The sequence below is a fragment of the Streptomyces sp. NBC_01198 genome (assembly GCF_036010485.1).
In the GTDB taxonomy this organism is placed as follows: Bacteria; Actinomycetota; Actinomycetes; order Streptomycetales; family Streptomycetaceae; genus Actinacidiphila.
In genome coordinates, this window is sequence record NZ_CP108568.1 from 865,609 (window position 1) to 881,839 (window position 16,231).

17 protein-coding genes and 2 pseudogenes are annotated in these 16,231 nt (G+C 73.8%); 5 read left to right on the plus strand and 14 right to left on the minus strand.

The features are described 5' to 3' along the window. Positions 1-205: 205 nt before the first annotated feature. The 6 genes and pseudogenes from OG702_RS03870 to OG702_RS03895 all read right to left on the minus strand — a co-directional run. Positions 206-703: a hypothetical protein gene (locus tag OG702_RS03870; RefSeq protein WP_327287460.1), complete on the minus strand. Its 498-nt coding sequence runs from the start codon at positions 701-703 to the stop codon at positions 206-208. Positions 704-707: 4 nt separating this feature from the next. After that, positions 708-2,003, minus strand: a complete 1,296-nt coding sequence (locus OG702_RS03875; RefSeq protein WP_327293073.1) for a molybdopterin-dependent oxidoreductase — start codon at positions 2,001-2,003, stop codon at positions 708-710. A gap of 163 nt (positions 2,004-2,166) precedes the next feature. Next, the gene (locus tag OG702_RS03880) at positions 2,167-3,648 is read right to left on the minus strand and encodes a glycosyltransferase 87 family protein (protein WP_327287461.1); all 1,482 of its coding nucleotides are present in this window, start codon (positions 3,646-3,648) and stop codon (positions 2,167-2,169) included. A 111-nt stretch (positions 3,649-3,759) separates the two neighbouring features. Beyond that, complete coding sequence (locus tag OG702_RS03885; RefSeq protein WP_327287462.1) at positions 3,760-4,506, minus strand: class I SAM-dependent methyltransferase; 747 nt, start codon at positions 4,504-4,506, stop codon at positions 3,760-3,762. After that, entirely contained in the window at positions 4,503-5,129 is a 627-nt protein-coding gene (locus tag OG702_RS03890; protein WP_327287463.1) for a TIGR04282 family arsenosugar biosynthesis glycosyltransferase, read from the minus strand. The genes OG702_RS03885 and OG702_RS03890 overlap by 4 nt, the downstream gene beginning before the upstream one ends. Before the next feature lie 23 nt (positions 5,130-5,152). Beyond that, positions 5,153-5,614, minus strand: a pseudogene (locus OG702_RS03895) (glycosyltransferase family 2 protein); the annotation flags it as partial. A 374-nt stretch (positions 5,615-5,988) separates the two neighbouring features. Here OG702_RS03895 and OG702_RS03900 point away from each other — a divergent pair. Continuing rightward, on the plus strand, positions 5,989-6,744 hold the full coding sequence (locus OG702_RS03900) for a peptidoglycan-binding protein (RefSeq protein WP_327287464.1): 756 nt from the start codon (positions 5,989-5,991) through the stop codon (positions 6,742-6,744). Continuing rightward, a complete protein-coding gene (locus OG702_RS03905; protein ID WP_327287465.1) occupies positions 6,741-7,589 on the plus strand; it encodes a helix-turn-helix domain-containing protein in 849 nt (282 codons plus the stop codon). Before OG702_RS03900 ends, OG702_RS03905 begins: the two co-directional genes overlap by 4 nt. A gap of 104 nt (positions 7,590-7,693) precedes the next feature. On the opposite strand, the gene OG702_RS03910 is transcribed toward OG702_RS03905, so the two are convergent. Next, positions 7,694-8,950 (minus strand): GH25 family lysozyme, encoded by a 1,257-nt coding sequence (locus tag OG702_RS03910; RefSeq protein ID WP_327287466.1) that lies wholly within the window; start codon positions 8,948-8,950, stop codon positions 7,694-7,696. Positions 8,951-9,006: 56 nt separating this feature from the next. Further along, the gene (locus OG702_RS03915; protein WP_327287467.1) at positions 9,007-9,948 is read right to left on the minus strand and encodes a peptidoglycan-binding protein; all 942 of its coding nucleotides are present in this window, start codon (positions 9,946-9,948) and stop codon (positions 9,007-9,009) included. A gap of 573 nt (positions 9,949-10,521) precedes the next feature. On the opposite strand from OG702_RS03915, the gene OG702_RS03920 reads away from it, so the two are divergent. After that, a complete protein-coding gene (locus OG702_RS03920; protein WP_327287468.1) occupies positions 10,522-10,902 on the plus strand; it encodes a peptidoglycan-binding domain-containing protein in 381 nt (126 codons plus the stop codon). Between the two features lie 151 nt (positions 10,903-11,053). On the opposite strand, the gene OG702_RS03925 is transcribed toward OG702_RS03920, so the two are convergent. From OG702_RS03925 to OG702_RS03950, 6 genes and pseudogenes are all read right to left on the minus strand, one after another. Further along, positions 11,054-11,209 carry a hypothetical protein gene (locus OG702_RS03925; RefSeq protein WP_327293485.1) on the minus strand — a complete coding sequence of 52 codons (156 nt, stop codon included), beginning with the start codon at positions 11,207-11,209 and terminating at the stop codon, positions 11,054-11,056. Between the two features lie 103 nt (positions 11,210-11,312). Further along, a pseudogene (locus tag OG702_RS03930) lies at positions 11,313-11,504 on the minus strand (transcriptional repressor); the annotation flags it as partial. Between the two features lies 1 nt (position 11,505). Then, on the minus strand, positions 11,506-12,387 hold the full coding sequence (locus OG702_RS03935; protein ID WP_327287469.1) for a metal ABC transporter permease: 882 nt from the start codon (positions 12,385-12,387) through the stop codon (positions 11,506-11,508). Then, entirely contained in the window at positions 12,384-13,307 is a 924-nt protein-coding gene (locus tag OG702_RS03940) for a metal ABC transporter permease (protein ID WP_327287470.1), read from the minus strand. The genes OG702_RS03935 and OG702_RS03940 overlap by 4 nt, the downstream gene beginning before the upstream one ends. Then, complete coding sequence (locus OG702_RS03945; protein ID WP_327287471.1) at positions 13,304-14,203, minus strand: metal ABC transporter ATP-binding protein; 900 nt, start codon at positions 14,201-14,203, stop codon at positions 13,304-13,306. Before OG702_RS03945 ends, OG702_RS03940 begins: the two co-directional genes overlap by 4 nt. Before the next feature lie 14 nt (positions 14,204-14,217). Continuing rightward, on the minus strand, positions 14,218-15,207 hold the full coding sequence (locus OG702_RS03950; RefSeq protein ID WP_327287472.1) for a metal ABC transporter solute-binding protein, Zn/Mn family: 990 nt from the start codon (positions 15,205-15,207) through the stop codon (positions 14,218-14,220). 275 nt (positions 15,208-15,482) lie between these two features. Here OG702_RS03950 and OG702_RS03955 point away from each other — a divergent pair, with 275 nt between their 5' ends. Both OG702_RS03955 and OG702_RS03960 read left to right on the plus strand, forming a co-directional pair. After that, positions 15,483-15,785: a hypothetical protein gene (locus tag OG702_RS03955; protein ID WP_327287473.1), complete on the plus strand. Its 303-nt coding sequence runs from the start codon at positions 15,483-15,485 to the stop codon at positions 15,783-15,785. Between the two features lie 52 nt (positions 15,786-15,837). Beyond that, the gene (locus tag OG702_RS03960; RefSeq protein ID WP_327287474.1) at positions 15,838-16,173 is read left to right on the plus strand and encodes an ArsR/SmtB family transcription factor; all 336 of its coding nucleotides are present in this window, start codon (positions 15,838-15,840) and stop codon (positions 16,171-16,173) included. Positions 16,174-16,231 lie beyond the last annotated feature (58 nt).

The window sequence follows — 16,231 nt, forward strand, 5'->3', positions numbered from 1 at the left end:
GGGATGGCCCCGGCTCCGGGCGGAGTGAGACGTGCGACGCGGTGACCGACGGGGATCGTAGGAGCGGCGGCAAGGCGCGTCAATAGGTCTGGACCAATCCGCCCTCAGGTACGGAGGACGCCGGGGACGGGCGCCGCCCCGTTCGCTTCGCGGGGGGCCGCTCGTCGGTCTCGGCCGCCGGGAGCTGCGGGGGGCTGTTCCGGGATCAGGGGTGCCGCTGCTCGCGTGCTGGACGGCGGCGCCTGAGGAGCTGGCGCAGGGCCAGATGGGCGGCGGATGCGGCGAAGAGGGCCGCGGTGATGAGGAGCCAGCGGCCGAGGAAGACGCCTTCGTTGAGAGCGGTGTCGCCGCGATAGGGCTGGGAGCGGTCGAGGATCAGCGGATACCAGACGAGCAGCAGCAGGCCGGACAGGTACACCGGGACGCGCAGGTGGTTCAGGTACGGTGTCGCGCCGCCGCCGGTGCGGCGGACCGCCCGCCGGGCGGCGAGGTCGGCCGCCGAGTACAGCGGCACGAGGACCAGGTCGTGCACCAGGGCCGCGCCGACGAACCACGCGGCCACCGCCAGGGTGCGGCCGGCCAGCAGCTGGACGGCCGCGTAGGCGGCGAGCGCGAAACAGCCCGCCATCGCGAGCAGATGGACCGGGCGGGCGCCGTAGGAGTCGAGGAACCTCCGGCTCAGCCGGTTCGGGCGACGCACCATCGGTTCACGTCCTGAAAGTGAGGGCGCCGACCCATTTGGTGTTGTTGACGCCGGGGTTGGCCGGGACGATGACCCGGGCGGGGAAGCCGTGGTCGCGCGACAGGTCGGCGCCGTTGACGTGCAGGGCCAGCAGCGACAGCGGGTTGTGGATCTGGTTGGCGGCCAGCAGGACGGTGCTGAAGGCACCTGCCGGCTGGACCGACTGGACCTTGACGCTGCCGGCGTTCGGCAGCCCGGCGAGTTCGGCCAGGGTCGCCAGGCGCAGCCCTGACCAGTGCTGGTCGTCGGTGGACCAGCCCTCCACGCAGGCGATCGGCAGCAGTGCCTGGTGCTGCGGCATCGCCAGCAGTTCGGCGCGGGTGAAGGTGCGGGTGCCGGCAGGTCCGTGGAGGCGCAGCCGCCAGTCCGGCCCGATGTCCGCGGCCGTGATGCCGACGTAGGCGGCGGTCTTGTTGACCGGGAAGCCGTTGGGTCCGCTGCCGGGGTTGCGTCCGTGCGGGGCCAGCAGTGCGGTCTTCCGCCAGTCGCCGCCGATGCTCTGCCCGGCGGTCACGGCAAGCAGCGCGAGCGACCCGGCGCCCGTGAACGCCAGGGCGCCGCGCCTGCTCATGGTCGGGCGGGACGGTGCGGTGGCGACGAGGCCGCTGTCGTCCGGCGGTTCGGGCTCGGTGCGGGCGGTGCCGGTCCGCAGCACGGTCATCAGCGGCACGGCCCGCAGGGCCCGGGCCACGATGCCCAGGCGCAGGGCGACATGGACGACGAAGGCGCCGATGAACACCCAGGCGCCGTAGAAGTGCAGGGTGTAGAAGGAGCCCGGGAAGATGTAGTGCAGCTGGATGTTCAGGATGCCGGTGGCGAATTCGAAGAGCGCGCCACCGACGAGCAGCAGCACGGACAGCCGCTCGACGGCCTGTGCGGGTCTGCGGGCGGGGGGCCAGCTGAAGAGTTTCGGGATCACCGACCACAGCTTCGCCAGCAGGACGGGGACGAGTACGACTCCGAGCGTCACGTGCACGCCCTGGTTCAGCCGGTAGAGCCAGGAGGGGTGAGTGGGCCAGGTGAAGAGGTAGAAGCCGAGGATTCCCTTGCCCGGCGTCTGGTCGTTGAGCGCGCCGAGCCGGGGGTTGTAGGCGGCGTAGGAGAACAGGCCGGTGACGAACTCGATGCTGATCCCGGCCAGCAGCACCAGCCCGAGCACCGAGGTCAGCCACCGTCCGCGGATGGGGCTGCGCCAGAATCCGGGGCGGAAGGGGCCGGCCGGGACCGTGGTCGCGAGCGCCGCCGCACGTCGGCGCAGCAGTCCGCTTCTCCGCAGGCCGCCGCCCCCGTCCCCGGTGCCGGGGTCGGGTGGACCGCTGCGTTCTTCACCGGTCACGAGGGGTCCCTTCGTCGGTCGGCCGCGCCGGGCCTGAGCCGCTCGCCCGTCGCGGCGGTGGCGGGATGGGGCCGGGGCGCCGCGGGCGTCACGAGGAACCTGCCAGGAGCGGGCCGATCCGGCGTCCCGGGTTCCGCTCCCGCCCGCGCACCGCGAGCCCGGCGAGTACCGCGACGGCGGCGATCGCGTACGCACCGGTCGCAGCCGACGGGTACGTGTCCCTGCTCAGGCACGCGACGGCGCCGGCGGCGGCGGTGCCCAGCCACTCCCAGCGCCCGTCGAGGGCGACCAGGGCGACGAGCAGGAGGGCGTACCAGGAGTAGCCGGGGGTCAGCAGCAAGAACGCGGTGCCGGTGACGACGAGGGCGCCGCTCCACGGGCGTTCGGGGTCGCCGCGCCGGATCACCTGGACGACGACCGCCGCCATCGCCACGACGGCGGCGGGCAAAGCCCAGGAGTCCGGCAGCACCAGCCGCAGCAGCACGTACCGGTTGTTCCCGCCCGCGTCCTGGTAGCCCTCCTCGTGGGCGTAGCCGCCGAGATACCCCAGAACCGAGGAGTGCGACACCAGCAGGTACGGCAGGTACAGCGCGGCCACGACCGCCGCGGCGGCCGCCACCGTGCCGGCCGCGTCGCGGACCCGGCGGACGCCGGACAGGGCGCCGGGCAGCAGCAGGGCGGGCAGCAGCTTGGCCGCGACGGCCAGGCCCAGGACCGTCCCGCCGGCGACCCGGTGACGGTAGGTCAGGCCGAGCGCGACCACGGCCGGCAGCACGCCGAGGACGTCGACGTGGGCGTTGTTGACGGCGTCCATGGGGACCGCGGGGCACCAGGCCCAGTACGCGGCGGCGCGCGGGTCGCCGCTGCGGCGCAGGATCAGCAGCAGCGCCACGGTGGTCGCGACCGCCAGTACGGCGCCACCGACCTGGAACGCCTTGTGCCGGGCGTGCGCCGGTGCGACGGCGTGCACGAGCAGGAAGTACAGCTCGCTCGCCGGGGGGTAGATGGTGTGCACCTGGGGGCGGTTGATGCGGGTGCAGCCGTCGTCGGGAAGGGGCGAGAGGTCCGGCTTCCCGCATGCCCCGGGAGGCGGGAAGAGCCAGCTGTCCCGCAGCCCGGCGAGCGCGGGGTCGGCGGGCGCGTGGTCGTACGGCGAGATGCCGGCGGCCTGCACCCGGCCGTCCCACGCGTAGCGGTAGGAGTCGGTGCTGGTGCGCGGTGCGGCGATCAGGCCGGTGGCGGCCACGACGACGCCCCCGGCGAGTACCAGCGCGGCGGCGCGCCGGGCCGGCACCCCGCGCAGCGCCACCACCGCCGCCGCGAACAGGGCCCAGGAGAGGGTGTAGCACCAGTAGAGCCCGCGGGGATTGGGGTCGTAGCCGCTGCCCGCGCCGACGGCGAGCAGCAGCGCCGCGGTCAGCGCGGCCAGCAGGACGGCGGTGGTGGCCGTGGCCGTCCGGGGGCGCCGCGGGCGGCGGCCGGGCGCGGCGGCCGCCTCCGGCGGGCGCGATGCGGCTGCCCCGGGGCGGGGATCGAGGGCTCCGGCGTGGTGCGGGAAGCGGTGGGTCACGGCATCACCGTGGCATCCGGCGGACCCGCGCCACGGGCGGCACGACGGTGTGTCCGGCTTCCGTAAGCCTTCGGACCCCTCCCGGGGCCCGGGCCGGCCCCGCCCCGGCCGTCACGGCGCGTCCGGCCGGCTGCGGCGGACCGGCCGCAGCTCGGCGAAGTGGCGTCCCGCAGCCGTCCAGGTGCGGGCGGGCACCCACCCGGCCCGGCCCGCGTGCCGGCGCAGGGCCGCGGGCCCGACACGGGCCCAGCGGAAGGGTGCTCCGAGGTCGCCGAGTCCGCCGTCGAGCCTGACCTCGCAGCACTCGTCCACCTCCGCGGGGGCCGCCTCGACGATCAGCCGCCCGCCGGGTGCGAGCACCTCCGCCGTGCGGGCGAGCAGCGCCCCCGGGTCGCCACCGATGCCGACGTTCCCGTCGAGCAGCAGGGCGGTGTTCCAGCGGCCCTCCCCAGGCAGCGGGTGGAAGACCGACCGGCACAAGGCGCTGCCGCCGCGAAGCACGGTCCTGGCCACCGCCGTCGGGCTGATGTCGATCCCGAGCGCACGATGGCCCCGCCCAGCCAGTGCGGCCACCAGCCGTCCGGGCCCGCAGCCGATGTCCAGCACCGTCCCGCGGCACCGCAGCAGGACGCTCTCGTCCGCGGCGTCCGCGTCGGCCAGCCAGCGTTCGACCGCCAGCGGAAGCAGCCGGCCGTCCTGGAACCGCAGGTAGAGCGGGCCCGTTCCGGTCCGCAGCGCGCGGGTGTAGGCGTCCTCCCGCCAGGCGGACGGGGACGTCGTACGGCTGCCGCCTGCGGCGACGGTCGCGGCACGGCTGCCGGTGCTCGCCGTGCCGCCGGTCGTCGGGCCGCGTGTCATCGAACCGCCCCCGAGACGCGGAGCCGGGAGTGCAGGGCGGCGAACCGCCCGTGCGGGGCGGCCGCCGCGACCTCGACGGCGTCGGCAGCCGTGTCCACGTCCCGCTGCACCCCCAGCCGCCCCGTTCGCAGCCCGGCGCTCCGCAGCCGCAGTTCCAGCACCGCCCCGGTCTCCGGTACGGACATCGGGACGCCCCGCAGCAGCGACGGATCCGGGTCGGCGAGGCCGAGAGCCCAGAAGCCGCCGTCCGCGGCGGGCCCGAACCAGGCGTCGTGGGCGTCGAAGTCCATGGCGGGAAGCAGGTGTGCGGGGGTGACCTGCGGGGTGTCCATGCCGATCAGCAGGGCGGGCCCGGCGCAGCCGGCGAACGCCGCCGCCAGACGTGCGTCGAGGCCGCCGCCGCACTGCGGGACGACGGTGAAACCGGGCGGCAGCCACGGCCCGGGCCGCCCGTCGAGGACCAGCACCCGCCGGGCGGCGGGGACGGCGGCAACCGCGGCGAGCGTGTCGGCGAGCGCCGCCTCGGCCAGCGCCGCGGCCTCGGCGGGAGAGTAGGGCGGGGTGAGCCGGGTCTTGACCCGGCCGGGCAGCGGCTCCTTGGCGATCACCAGCAGATCGGTCACCGCGCACCCCCGCCGGCCGGCGTCGCGGCCAGGGGCGGCCCGAGGTCGCGCAGCCGCAGGCCGGTACGGCGGCGCAGCAGGTGGGCCAGGGCCAGGTTCCCCGCGCGGGCGTGCGGCGGCCAGGCGCCCGGCCCCTGCGGACGGCGGCGGCCGAGCACCAGATCGGCCTCGCCCGCGGCCACCGTCCGTACGAACCCGGTGAGCAGCCGAGGGTCGAGGGAGGCGTCGCAGTCGCAGAAGCAGACGAAGTCGGCCACCGAGGCGAGCAGGCCGGCGTGGCAGGCCGCGCCGAAACCCCGCCGGTGCTCCTGGACGACGACCGCGCCCAGCGAGCGGGCGACCCGGGCCGATCCGTCACTGGAGCCGTTGTCCACCACCAGCGCGCGCCAGCCGGCCGGGATTCGCGCGAGGACCCAGGGCAGTGCCTCGGCCTCGTTGAGGCAGGGAAGGACGATGTCCGCGGAAAGAGGTGTCACGGAAGTCACCGTAGGAATCTTCGGCAGACAAAGCGGACATTGACCCCCGCGAAACGCGGTCAGGCGGCGCCCGTGGTCCTCGCCCCGGCGCGCGGTTCATCCGCCGGGATGGGACAGCGCGTCGTCGATGCGGTTCACCTCGCGGTCCCGGCTGAGGGCGACGGCCTCCAGGGCGGGACCGTACCGCGCGATGGCGGCGCGCCGGCAGGCCGATTCCGCGCTGAGCCGGACCCTGACCAGGCCGGTGTTGTCCTTGCACGTCGGCCACGCCGGGACCGGGCCCGCCCGGGACTTTGGCCGGAACGGGTGAATGAGCGCGGGAACCACGAGCAGGTGACGGTGTATCACTAGCCTTGAGAGTGTCGGCAGCCTGGGGGTGCGACATGGCGCGCGGAGGGAAACTGCCGCCGGACCTGGATCCGCGAGTCCGGCAGCTGATCGGGCAGTTGCGCAGGCTGAAGGAGGCCGGCGATCTGAGCCTCTCGCAGGTGGCGGCCAGGACCGGGTACAGCAAGGCGTCGTGGGAGCGGTATCTGTCGGGCCGGAACCTGCCGCCGCAGCAGGCGGTCGAGGCGTTCGCCCGGGCGCTCGGGCTGGACCCGGCGCGCCTGCTCGCGCTCCACGAGGTGGCGGCGGAGGTCTGGACCAGACCCGGGGACGCCCGGGTCCGCGAAGCCGCCGCGACGGACGCGGAGGCGGTGGGATCGTCGTCGGCCGGCGCGGCCCCGCCGTCCCCGGCCGGCGCGGTCGAATCCCCGCCGCTCCTGCGCCGCCGCCCGCTGCAGATCGCCGCCGGCGCGCTGGTCCTGGCCGCGGCCGCCGTCCTGCTGGCGGTGCGCCCCTGGCAGGACGACCACCGGTCGACCGCGACGAGCTACACCTGCCACATCACCCGTAGCGACAGCACCTGGTACGCGGGCCTGAGCCGCAGCAGGACCGCGGTCGTCCAGGAGGGCATGGTCGGCAAGGATGTCGCCGAGGTGCAGTGCCTCCTGAAGCGGGCGGGCTTCTCGCCGGGCGAGATAGACGGCATCTACGGCGAGCTCACCCAACGCGCGGTCAGGCGGCTGCAGACCGAACACGCCCTGGTCGTCGACGGCATGGTCGGACCGCACACCTGGAAGGCCCTGCGGGGATGACCGCGAGGCGGGACGGGTCACCCGAGACGACGCGGCTCACCCAGGGGCTGCGCGATCTCAAGGCCCGCGCCGGACTCAGCCTGGCCGGGCTCGCCGCCAAGACCACCTACAGCAAGTCCTCGTGGGAGCGGTATCTCAACGGCAAGGCGCTGCCGCCCCGGCGGGCCGTGGAAGAGCTGTGCGGCCTGACCGGCGAACCCGCGGGGCGGCTGCTGACGCTGCTCGAACTGTCCAGCCGGTTCGCGGACGGGACCGGCGGTCCCTCGCCGGGCGACGCCCCTCCGCCGCCGGCCCGCGCTGCCGGGTCGGGCGCGCGGGTGCACGGGGTGGCAGCGGATCCTGATCCGCCCGGCGCCGCGGCGTCCCGGGTTCCCCGCCGGCGTCCGCGCTGGAGCCTCTACGCGGTGGTCGCGCTCGGCTGCGTCGCCGCGGCGGCCGCGGGGCTCGCGATCGCCGGCCGGCCGGCACCCGATCGGCCGCCCACCTCGGCGGCCGGCTGCCGTGACGCGTCATGCGAGGGCCGGAGCCCGAGCAGTACGCTCTGCGGCACCTCGGCGGCCACCCTCGCGACCGACCGTGCCAGTGGCGGCGAGGTGATCGACATCCGCTACAGCCCGCGCTGCCTCACCGTATGGGCGCGGCTGAGCATGTCGCGGGTGGGAGACCGGATCGACGTCGGTACGGCCGGGGGGCGTACGAACGACGTCCGGGTGACCGACACGCTGGACGCCACGGGCTACGTCCACACGCCCATGGCAGTGCTGGGGACACGTCACGACGTGCGGGTCTGCCTCCAGCCGGCGGCCGGCTCGCGGCAGTGCTTCACCGCCCGCGTGGCGTCCTGACGGCGCCGCCCTGTCGTCCGCGAGGCGGGATCCGGGAGCACCGGGCGGAGCAGGGGCCCGGTGCCGGGCCCCTGCTCCACTCCCCTGCTCCTGCGGCGGCTGTTTCAGGACACCAGCGCCTGCCAGGTGTTCGGCCCGACGACGCCGTCGGCGGTCAGGCCCTTGCCGCTCTGGAACGCGACCACCGCGCTCCTGGTGGCAGGACCGAACTCGCCGTCCACCGTCACGCTGTGGCCGTGCGCGGACAGTTCGTCCTGCGCCGCCTTCACGGCCGATCCGCTGTCGCCCTCCTTCACGGTGATGATGAGCGCCTGCCAGGTGTTCGGCCCGACGACGCCGTCGGCGGTCAGGCCCTTGCTGCTCTGGAAGGCCACCACCGCGCTCCTGGTGGCAGGGCCGAAGTCACCGTCCACCGCCAGGGCGGAGCCGTGCGCGTCGAGCAGGTACTGGACAGCCGTCACGCTGTGGCCGGTCGTGCCCTGCGACACCACGGGCCAGCCGCTGCCGGGTGGCGGCGGCGGAGGTGTGTACGTGCCGTGGGCGAAAGCGGCGAGACCGGCGGCGGTGCCGTTGAAGACGTCCCTGTCGCCGGGGAAGGTCCCGCCGGCGGCGTTCTGCCAGATCGTGTACGTGCTCCAGCCGTTCGGCAGCGGGGTCGGCGCGCCCCCGTAGTCGGCGATCCACAGCGGGTCGAGCCGGCCCGGCGTGGCGGAGTTGCCGGTGCAGCTCGACCACCAGTCCCGGGTCGAGTAGACGACCGGGTAACGCCCCGTCTTGGCGTGGTATTCGCTGCTGAAGGCGGTGATCCAGGACGTCATCGCGCTCTGGCTCAGGCCGTAGCAGGTCGCACCGTAGGGGTTGTACTCGATGTCGAGCGCGCCGGGAAGCGTCTTGCCGTCGTCCGACCAGCCGCCGCCGTGGGCCACGAAGTAGTCGGCCTGGCTGCTCCCGCTGGACGCGTCGGGCAGGGCGAAGTGGTAGGCCCCCCGGATGAGGCCGGCCGCTGCCGACCCGTTGTACTGCTTGGAGAACTGGCCGCTGGTGTAGTCGACGCCCTCTGTCGCCTTGACGTAGGCGAAGGAAGCTCCTCCCGCGGCGACGGACGCCCAGTTGATGTTCTCCTGATACGCGCTCACGTCGAGGCCCTTGAGCGTGCCGGCGGCGGCCCGGAGTGCCTGCCCGGAGCCCGCGACGGCCCCGGCGGGCGTCCGGGCGGCGAGCCCCGACCCCATGTGGTCGGCGTCCTCGTGCCAGTGGACGGCCGGGCCGGCGGGCGCGGCCGCCGACGCCTGGGCGACGCCCCAGGGCGTGCCCGCAAGCAGCGCCAGGCCCGCGACGGCCGCGGCGAGATGCCTGGTCATGTGCGTGCTCCGTCCACCGGTCGTCCTCGTGTCCGTCGGAACGTGCGCTCGGCTGCTCACGGGCGGACCAGCCCGTAGAAGACCGAGCTCGACAGGGCGTAGCCCTTGTCGTAGACCCCGATCTGGGCGGAGTTGCTCGGGTTGGAGGTGTTCCCTGAGATGACGTAGACGGTCGAGCCGCTGACGTGGTCCACGACCCCGATGTGGTAGCGGTTGTTGGCGCTGCCGAAGATGATCAGGTCGCCCGGCAGGGCGGAGTGCAGCTGGCTGGTGCCGTACCAGCGGCCGTGGCCGACCGCCCAGTCGTAGACGTCCGGCACGTAGGTCATGAACGGGATGTTCTCGCCGGCGTCGCGCCACACCCAGGTGGCGAAGGCCGCGCACCAGTCCGCGCAGATGCTGTACGGCTTGCCGGGCACGCAGTTGCGGGAGTCCGCCCGCACGCCCAGCTGGCCCTTGGCCACGTAGACGATCTCCGCGCGCTGGGCGTTGGTGCTGTGGCAGCTGGTGACGAGCCGCGTGATGCCCATCGACTTCATCGTGTCCGGGCCTGCGATGCCGTCGGCCGTCAGCTGGTGCGCGCTCTGGTAGGTCCTGACGGCCGCGGTGGTGTCAGGTCCGTAGTCGCCGTCCTGGCCGACTCCGGCCTTGCCCTGGACCGCCTTGACGACGGTCTGCAGTTCGCCGAGCGTCTGCGGCCCGATGATCCCGTCGACGCCGAGGCACCGGTCGGACTGGAAGGCCTCGGCCGCTGCCTGCGTCTGCGGGCCGCTGACCCCGTCGACGCTTCCCGCGTCGTACCCGAGGCCGTTGAGATCGGCCTGCGCCAGCTTGACGTCGGCGACGGACGCCGCCGACACCGCCGACAGGGATGCCGGCGCCGGTGCCGACGCCAGCGCGGTGGCGGCCGGGCCGGCCAGCATCGCGCCGGACATCAGGACGGCCGCGAGCGCGCCGGCGAAGGCGGATCGGCGCCTGCGGCTCCCGCGTGCATTCATGAGCTCTCCGGTCATGGCCTGCGTTCCTCTCGTCGAGCGTGGGTGTACTGCCGTGGGTCCGTGCGAGGGGTCCGTGCGAGGGGTGCCGCGTCAGCGGTGTCCCGGGACAACGCCGCCGGGTGACCGGCGCCGTCCACCGTGCGATCGGCCGATCGCCGGTCCGCCGGACTCCGGGTCAACTCTCAGCTGGACGGCTGCGCCCGGCCACGTCCTCCGGACATGTGAGGGATTCGCGGGACGTCCCGCCCGCCCACCTGCGGTGCGGCGGCGCGGCGTTGAGGTCCAGGAGGGTCACCGGGGACCGGGGTGGCGCGGGGCGGGCGGCGGACGCCGCCGGGCCGGGGCGGCTTCCGCGTCCCGACGCGACCTCGTCCCGTGCCGTGTCGCAGCAGGTCACGGGGCGGCCCGTCCCGCTGTCACCTCACCTGGCGGCCACCGCTGGGCACCGGGGCACGCCGGAACGCAGGCTCGACGCAGGCAAGTTCGGGCAACCGGGACGCGTTCTGAGAGGCACACCGCCTTACGTCCGCCGCCCCGGCGCCCGGCCCGCACCTTCGACGCAGGAGAGACATCATGCGAACGCTGTTCACCGGAATCACGCGGAAGGCAGGCATCGCCGTGGCCGCCGCGGGGATCGCGACCGGCATCATGGCCGGCACTGCCACCGCCTCCACGTCCGCCGGCTGGATCGGCCCCGGCCAGACCAACAACTCCCACGGCGTCTGGTGCGTCCAGGCCGCCATCAACGCCTCGCCGGTGCCCACGCCCATCCTCGACGAGGACGGCCGCTACGGGTCCAAGACGGAGGCGGGCATCAAGGCCTTCCAGAAGTACTACCACCTCACGACCAACGGCAAGGCGGACGGCATCGTGGGCCCGAAGACCGGCAACAAGGTCTGGGACCTGGACGACAACTCCACCTACTGCTACACCTACGTCCCCACCACGTACTGAGCCGGATCCGGGCGGGGGCGACCGGTACGGCCCGCTCCCGCCCCTCCCCGAGCGGGTCGGCCGGCGGGCTCCCGGTGCGGAAGGCACCGGGCGCCCGCCCGCGCGTGCGGGCGGGTGCCCGCGCGTCACCGGGCGGCGGGCCGGCGCGACGTCACATGCCGCCGCCCGCACCTTCGCTGCGGCAGTCAGGGCAGGTGCCGGTGAGTTCGACGGTGTGCCCGACGTCGCGGTAACCGGAGGACTCCGCGATCGCCGCGGCCCAGCGCTCGATGGGACCGGCGTCGACGGGCAGGCCGAGGCCGCACACCCGGCACAGCAGGAAGTGGCGGTGTTCCTGCCGCGGGGCGGTAGCGGAAGAGGCGCTCGCCCCCGGGTTCGCGGACGACGTCGGCCCGGCCGGCGTCGGCGAGCACGCTCAGCGTCCGGTAGACGGTGCTCAGCCCGACGCGCCGGCCGGCCGCGAGCAGCCGGATGTGCAGCGCCTGGGCTCTGGTGAAGTCCCCGCTGTCGATGAACGTGGCCACGACGGTGGCGCGCTGCGCGGTGCGGCGGCCGATGAGGGCGACGTCGCCGGCCGGCGGCGTGGGCTCGTCACCGCTCATGTCAGCCGGCCGGCGCGGGGATACGTATCCGCAGCCCGGGGACGTACGTGGCGGCGTAGACCGCGGTGGCCGTCGCCAGGATGGCGAAGCTGGGCGGCGTGCGCGGGATCGCGTAGCTCAGGCCGAGGCCGGTCCACATCTCGGCGACCGCGAGACCGGCGGACAGCGCCAGCGCATGGTAGGGGCGCGCGGTCATGCGCTGGGCCGCGCCGGCGGGGGCGGCGAGCAGGCCGAGGATGAGCAGCGAGCCGACCGCCTGGGTGGCCTCGGCCGCACACGCGCCGGTCAGTGCGAGGAAGGCGAATCCGAGCAGGCGTACGGGGACCCCGCGGGCGGCCGCCACCGCCTCGTCGACGGACACGAACAGCAGCGGACGGGTGGCGAACAGCACCGCGGCGCAGATCCCGGCGCCCACCAGCGCGGCGGTCAGCGCGTGGCCGGCGGACAGGCCGAAGATCGAGCCGAACAGGACGTTGACCCCGGCGCCGCCGTTTCCCGAGCTGCGGGAGGTGGTGTAGAGGGTCAGGAAGAAGGCGCCCAGGCCCAGGACCCAGGAGAAGGCGCTGCCGATGGCCACGTCGTCGGCCCGGCCGCGTCTGCCCAGGGTGCCGAGCAGCACGGCGCCGCCGATGGTGGCCGCGTACAGGCCGATCCGGGGGTCGGCTCCGTAGGCGAGGGCGGCCAGGGCGCCGGTGAAGGCGACGTGGCTGAGGGCGTCGCCGGTGAACACCTGGGCGCGCAGGACGAGGAAGTAGCCGACGAGGCCGCATGCGGCCGCGATGGCGGTGCCGGCGAGCAGGGCGTGCTGGAAGAAGGGGTGGCCGAGGGCGGAGGCCCACCCGGGTGCGGACAGGTACGACATCGCCGTGCCGGTGGAGGTCATGCCGGGCCTCCCGCAGGCAGCCGTGACGCGGTCGGGTGCGGCAGTCGGTCGGCGGCCAGCCGGCCGAGCCGGGCCAGCACGTAGGCGCAGAAGGCGAAGGTGGTCACCCAGAACCCGATCGGATAGGGCGAGTAGTACGCGGCGGTCAGCCCGAGCCAGGTCACCGCGACGGCGACGACCACCGACAGGCCGAGGCTCAGACGCGGGCTCGCGGTGACGGCCTGTGTCGTGGCGGCGGGCATCACCAGCAGGGCGAACACCAGCAGGGTGCCGGTGATCTGGCTGGCCTCGGCGGCGGCGACACCCAGCAGGACGAGGAAGGCGGTGGACAGCGCCCGTACCGGCACCCCGCGGGCGGCGGCGACGTCGGCGTCGACCGAGGCGAACAGCAGCGGCCGTCCGATGGCCGAAAGCACCCCCAGGGCGACGGCCGCGACGGCCAGGAGCACCCACACCTGGGTGGTGGTGATGCCCAGGAAGCTGCCGAAAAGCAGCGACGTCGTCCCGCCGAGCAGCCCCTTGTAAAGAGCGGTGAACAGGAAGCCGCACGCGAGCAGGAACGCCTGCACGGTGCCGGTGAGCGCGGACTCCGCGCTGTCGGCGTTCCGTCCCGCCCGCGGGATGGCGGCGATGGCCAGGGCCGCGGTCACGCAGAAGGCGAAGTAGCCGTAAGTTGCGCTGACGCCGACCAGGATCGCACCGGCGGCCCCCGGGAAGCCGACGACAGCCAGGGTGTGGCCGGCGAAGCTCTGCCGTCGCAGCACCATGAACCAGCCCATGACGCCGGCCGCGACGGCCACGATCGTGCCGGCCCTGAAGGCGTTGAGCATGAACGGATACGCCCACATCGCCCGCAGGTCCGTCAGGAGGTTCCACGACCAGTCGGGGGATCCGCCGGCCAGTACGGTCAGCGTCGTCATGACGGGCCCTCTCCCCGTCCGGTGTGCCGGTCGGTGTGCAGCGCGGGCGCCTCGGGCTGGCCGACGACCACCAGGCGGCCGTCGGTGGTGCGCAGCACCTCGATCGGGGTGCGGTACAGGCGGGTCAGGGTCTCGGAGGTGATGACCTCGGCTGGGGTACCGCACACGGCGCCGCCCTCGGCGAGGTAGACCACGCGGTCCAGGCGGGACAGGATCGGGTTGACATCGTGCGCGACCATCACGACCGTCACGCATTCCTCGCAGCAGATCCGGCCGATGAGAGCGGCGACCGCGGCCTGGTTCGGCAGGTCGAGGCTGTCGAGCGGCTCGTCGAGCAGCAGCAGTTCGGGGCGCCTGACCAGTGCCTGCGCGATCAGCAGCCGCTGCTGCTCGCCGCCGGAGCACTGCCCGATCGGCCGGTGCGCGTATCCGGACGCGCCGACCATCTCGATGACCTCGCGGATCCGCGCGGCGGCGGCCTTGCGCCCGGGCGCCCAGGGCAGCGGCACGCCCCAGCGGTCGCCGTCCCAGCCGAGCCGCACGACGTCGATTCCGCGCATCCGCAAGGAGGCGTCGAAGCTGCGGCGCTGCGGCAGGTAACCGACCTGCTCCCCCGCCCTGCCCGGCGCCGCGCCGAGCACCCGGACCTCGCCCGTGGCCGGCGGCAGCACCCCGAGCAGCACCTTGACCAGCGTGGACTTGCCCACACCGTTGGGCCCGAGCACCGCCACGAACTCCCCGGCGCCGACCTCCAGATCGACCCCCGACCACAACGTGCGCCCGCCGACTCGTACGGAGGCGTCGCGCAGCGAGACCACCGCGGCCGGCGGCTCGGGCGCGCGCGCCGCCGGCCGCGGTGCTGCCGTCCTGTGGGCCACGGCGCCGGCCCTGGTCATCGGTTTCACCGCCGTCACTTCCCGGTGGCCTTCGCCAGCGCCTGCTGGATGCCCTGCAACTGCCGGACCTGCCAGTCCTCGAAGGAGGCGCCGGCCGGGGTGAGGGTCTCGGTCACGGTGGCCACCGGGATGCCCTCGGCCTTGGCCTCCTTGACCTGCTGCTGCACGTCGGGCGTGGCGTTCTGGCTGTTGTAGACGTAGATCTTGATCTGCTTGCCCTTGATCTGCTGGTCGATCAGCGCCTTGTCGTGGGCGGTCGGGTCGGTGCCCTCGCTGATCGCACTCAGGAACGAGTAGGGGGTGAGCATCTTCAGGCCCAGCCCGTCGGCGAGCGGGCTGACGATGGACTCCGACGCGCCGATCGGGGTGCCCGCGTACTTCGCCTTGATACCCGCTATCAGCTGGTTGTAGGTGCCGAGGGTCTGCGCCTCGAACGTGGTCTTCAGCTTGTCGAAGTCGGCGGCGTCGGCCGGGTCGATCTTCTTGTAGTCGGCGGTGATCCGCTCGATCACCCGGTGGACGTCGGCGGGCGAGTACCAGCGGTGCGGGTTGCCGCCTGGCTTGATCCCCACCAGGTCCCCGACCTCCAGGCTGGTGCGGCCGGGGGCGGGGTTGGCGGACAGCAGCTTGTCGGCCCACGCGTCGTAGCCGACTCCGTTGACGATCGTGTACTGCGCGCCGGCGACGGTACGGGCGTCGGAGGCCGTCGGCTCGTAGTCGTGCGGGTCCGCGTCGGGGTTGTCGATGATGCTGGTGACCTTGACGTGCCCGCCGCCGAGCCGGCTCGCGACGCTGCCCCAGAAGTTCTCCGCGGCCACCACCTGGACGGTCTTCCCGCCCCCCGAACCAGCGGGCGCGGCCTCGGACTTGTCGCCCCCCGACGAGTCCGGGGCGGACGAGGTCGAGCACGCCGCGAGGGTCGTCGCGGCGAGTGCGGCGGCGCCCGCGACGGCGGCGGACCGCCAGGGACGGCGGGCGGTGGAACGGGACAGGGCAGCCTTCATGGTGCGGAAACTCCTCCATCAAGCCAGGCACAGCGGGCACCGGCACGGTCGGTCGACTGCCCACGCTAGATGAAAACGAATTTCACCACCAGGTCGCCATCCTCGATATGACAATCGTTGCCATCTCTTGACCCGAGTGCCCCTCACCCCGGCGGCTCGGCGCGTGGCCCACAGGTGTGGCGCGTGGCGTGATACATGCAAAGGTCGCCATATGCTAATGTTGCAATATATTAGACCGAGCCGGGACAGCCGGCAGCGCGAGCGAGGAGTTCTCCGTGTCCCATACCGTTGACCACCACCCCCACGCCGGCCACCAGCACGCTCACGGCGACGGCTGCGGCCATGTGGCGATCCCGCACGAGGACCACGTCGACTACGCGCACGAGGGACACCTCCACCGCACGCACGGCGACCACGTCGACGACTGCACCGCCGACCGGCACACAGCGCACGAAGGACACAGCCACGAGCACGGCGCGCAGTGCGGACACGTCGCCGTTCCACATGAGGACCACACGGACTTCGTGCACGACGGACACCGCCACGCCGCCCACCAGGGGCACTGGGACGAGCACTGACCGGTCCGCTCGCACCCAGGTGATTGTCGTTCTCACATGCTAATGTGCGCATATGACGACAAGTGCCTCCGGGCCCTCCGGGCCGGAGCCCGCGGAAGCCGTCGACCGCATACAGGCCCTGCAGGCGGCGACAGAGCTGCTCAAATCGCTGGCCTCACCGGTCAGGCTCGGCATAGTCAGTGAACTGGCCGAGGGCGGCAAGCGCGTCCACGAGCTCGTCACCGCGCTCGGCGTCAGCCAGCCCCTGGTCTCCCAGCACCTGCGCGTCCTGCGCTCCGCGCACATCGTCACCGCACGCCGTGAAGCGCGCGAGATCGAGTACACCCTCACCGACGGCCACGTGGCCCACATCGTCCTCGACGCGATCCGCCACGCCCAGGAGCAGTAGCGACAGTTGCGGGCGCGTGGCCGGACGGCAGGGGTCCGCGCGTGCGGGGGCGACTCGT

Excerpts from the sequence above, each read along its gene's own strand:
- OG702_RS03870 (WP_327287460.1), bottom strand. The coding sequence starts at position 703 with ATGGTGCGTCGCCCGAACCGGCTGAGCCGGAGGTTCCTCGACTCCTAC.
- OG702_RS03945 (WP_327287471.1), bottom strand. The coding sequence starts at position 14,203 with ATGACCAGGGCCGGCGCCGTGGCCCACAGGACGGCAGCACCGCGGCCG.
- OG702_RS03910 (WP_327287466.1), bottom strand. The coding sequence starts at position 8,950 with ATGACCAGGCATCTCGCCGCGGCCGTCGCGGGCCTGGCGCTGCTTGCG.
- OG702_RS03960 (WP_327287474.1), top strand. The coding sequence starts at position 15,838 with ATGACGACAAGTGCCTCCGGGCCCTCCGGGCCGGAGCCCGCGGAAGCC.
- OG702_RS03905 (WP_327287465.1), top strand. The coding sequence starts at position 6,741 with ATGACCGCGAGGCGGGACGGGTCACCCGAGACGACGCGGCTCACCCAG.
- OG702_RS03885 (WP_327287462.1), bottom strand. The coding sequence starts at position 4,506 with ATGACACGCGGCCCGACGACCGGCGGCACGGCGAGCACCGGCAGCCGT.
- OG702_RS03915 (WP_327287467.1), bottom strand. The coding sequence starts at position 9,948 with ATGAATGCACGCGGGAGCCGCAGGCGCCGATCCGCCTTCGCCGGCGCG.
- OG702_RS03900 (WP_327287464.1), top strand. The coding sequence starts at position 5,989 with ATGGCGCGCGGAGGGAAACTGCCGCCGGACCTGGATCCGCGAGTCCGG.
- OG702_RS03935 (WP_327287469.1), bottom strand. The coding sequence starts at position 12,387 with ATGACCTCCACCGGCACGGCGATGTCGTACCTGTCCGCACCCGGGTGG.
- OG702_RS03940 (WP_327287470.1), bottom strand. The coding sequence starts at position 13,307 with ATGACGACGCTGACCGTACTGGCCGGCGGATCCCCCGACTGGTCGTGG.
- OG702_RS03920 (WP_327287468.1), top strand. The coding sequence starts at position 10,522 with ATGCGAACGCTGTTCACCGGAATCACGCGGAAGGCAGGCATCGCCGTG.
- OG702_RS03950 (WP_327287472.1), bottom strand. The coding sequence starts at position 15,207 with ATGAAGGCTGCCCTGTCCCGTTCCACCGCCCGCCGTCCCTGGCGGTCC.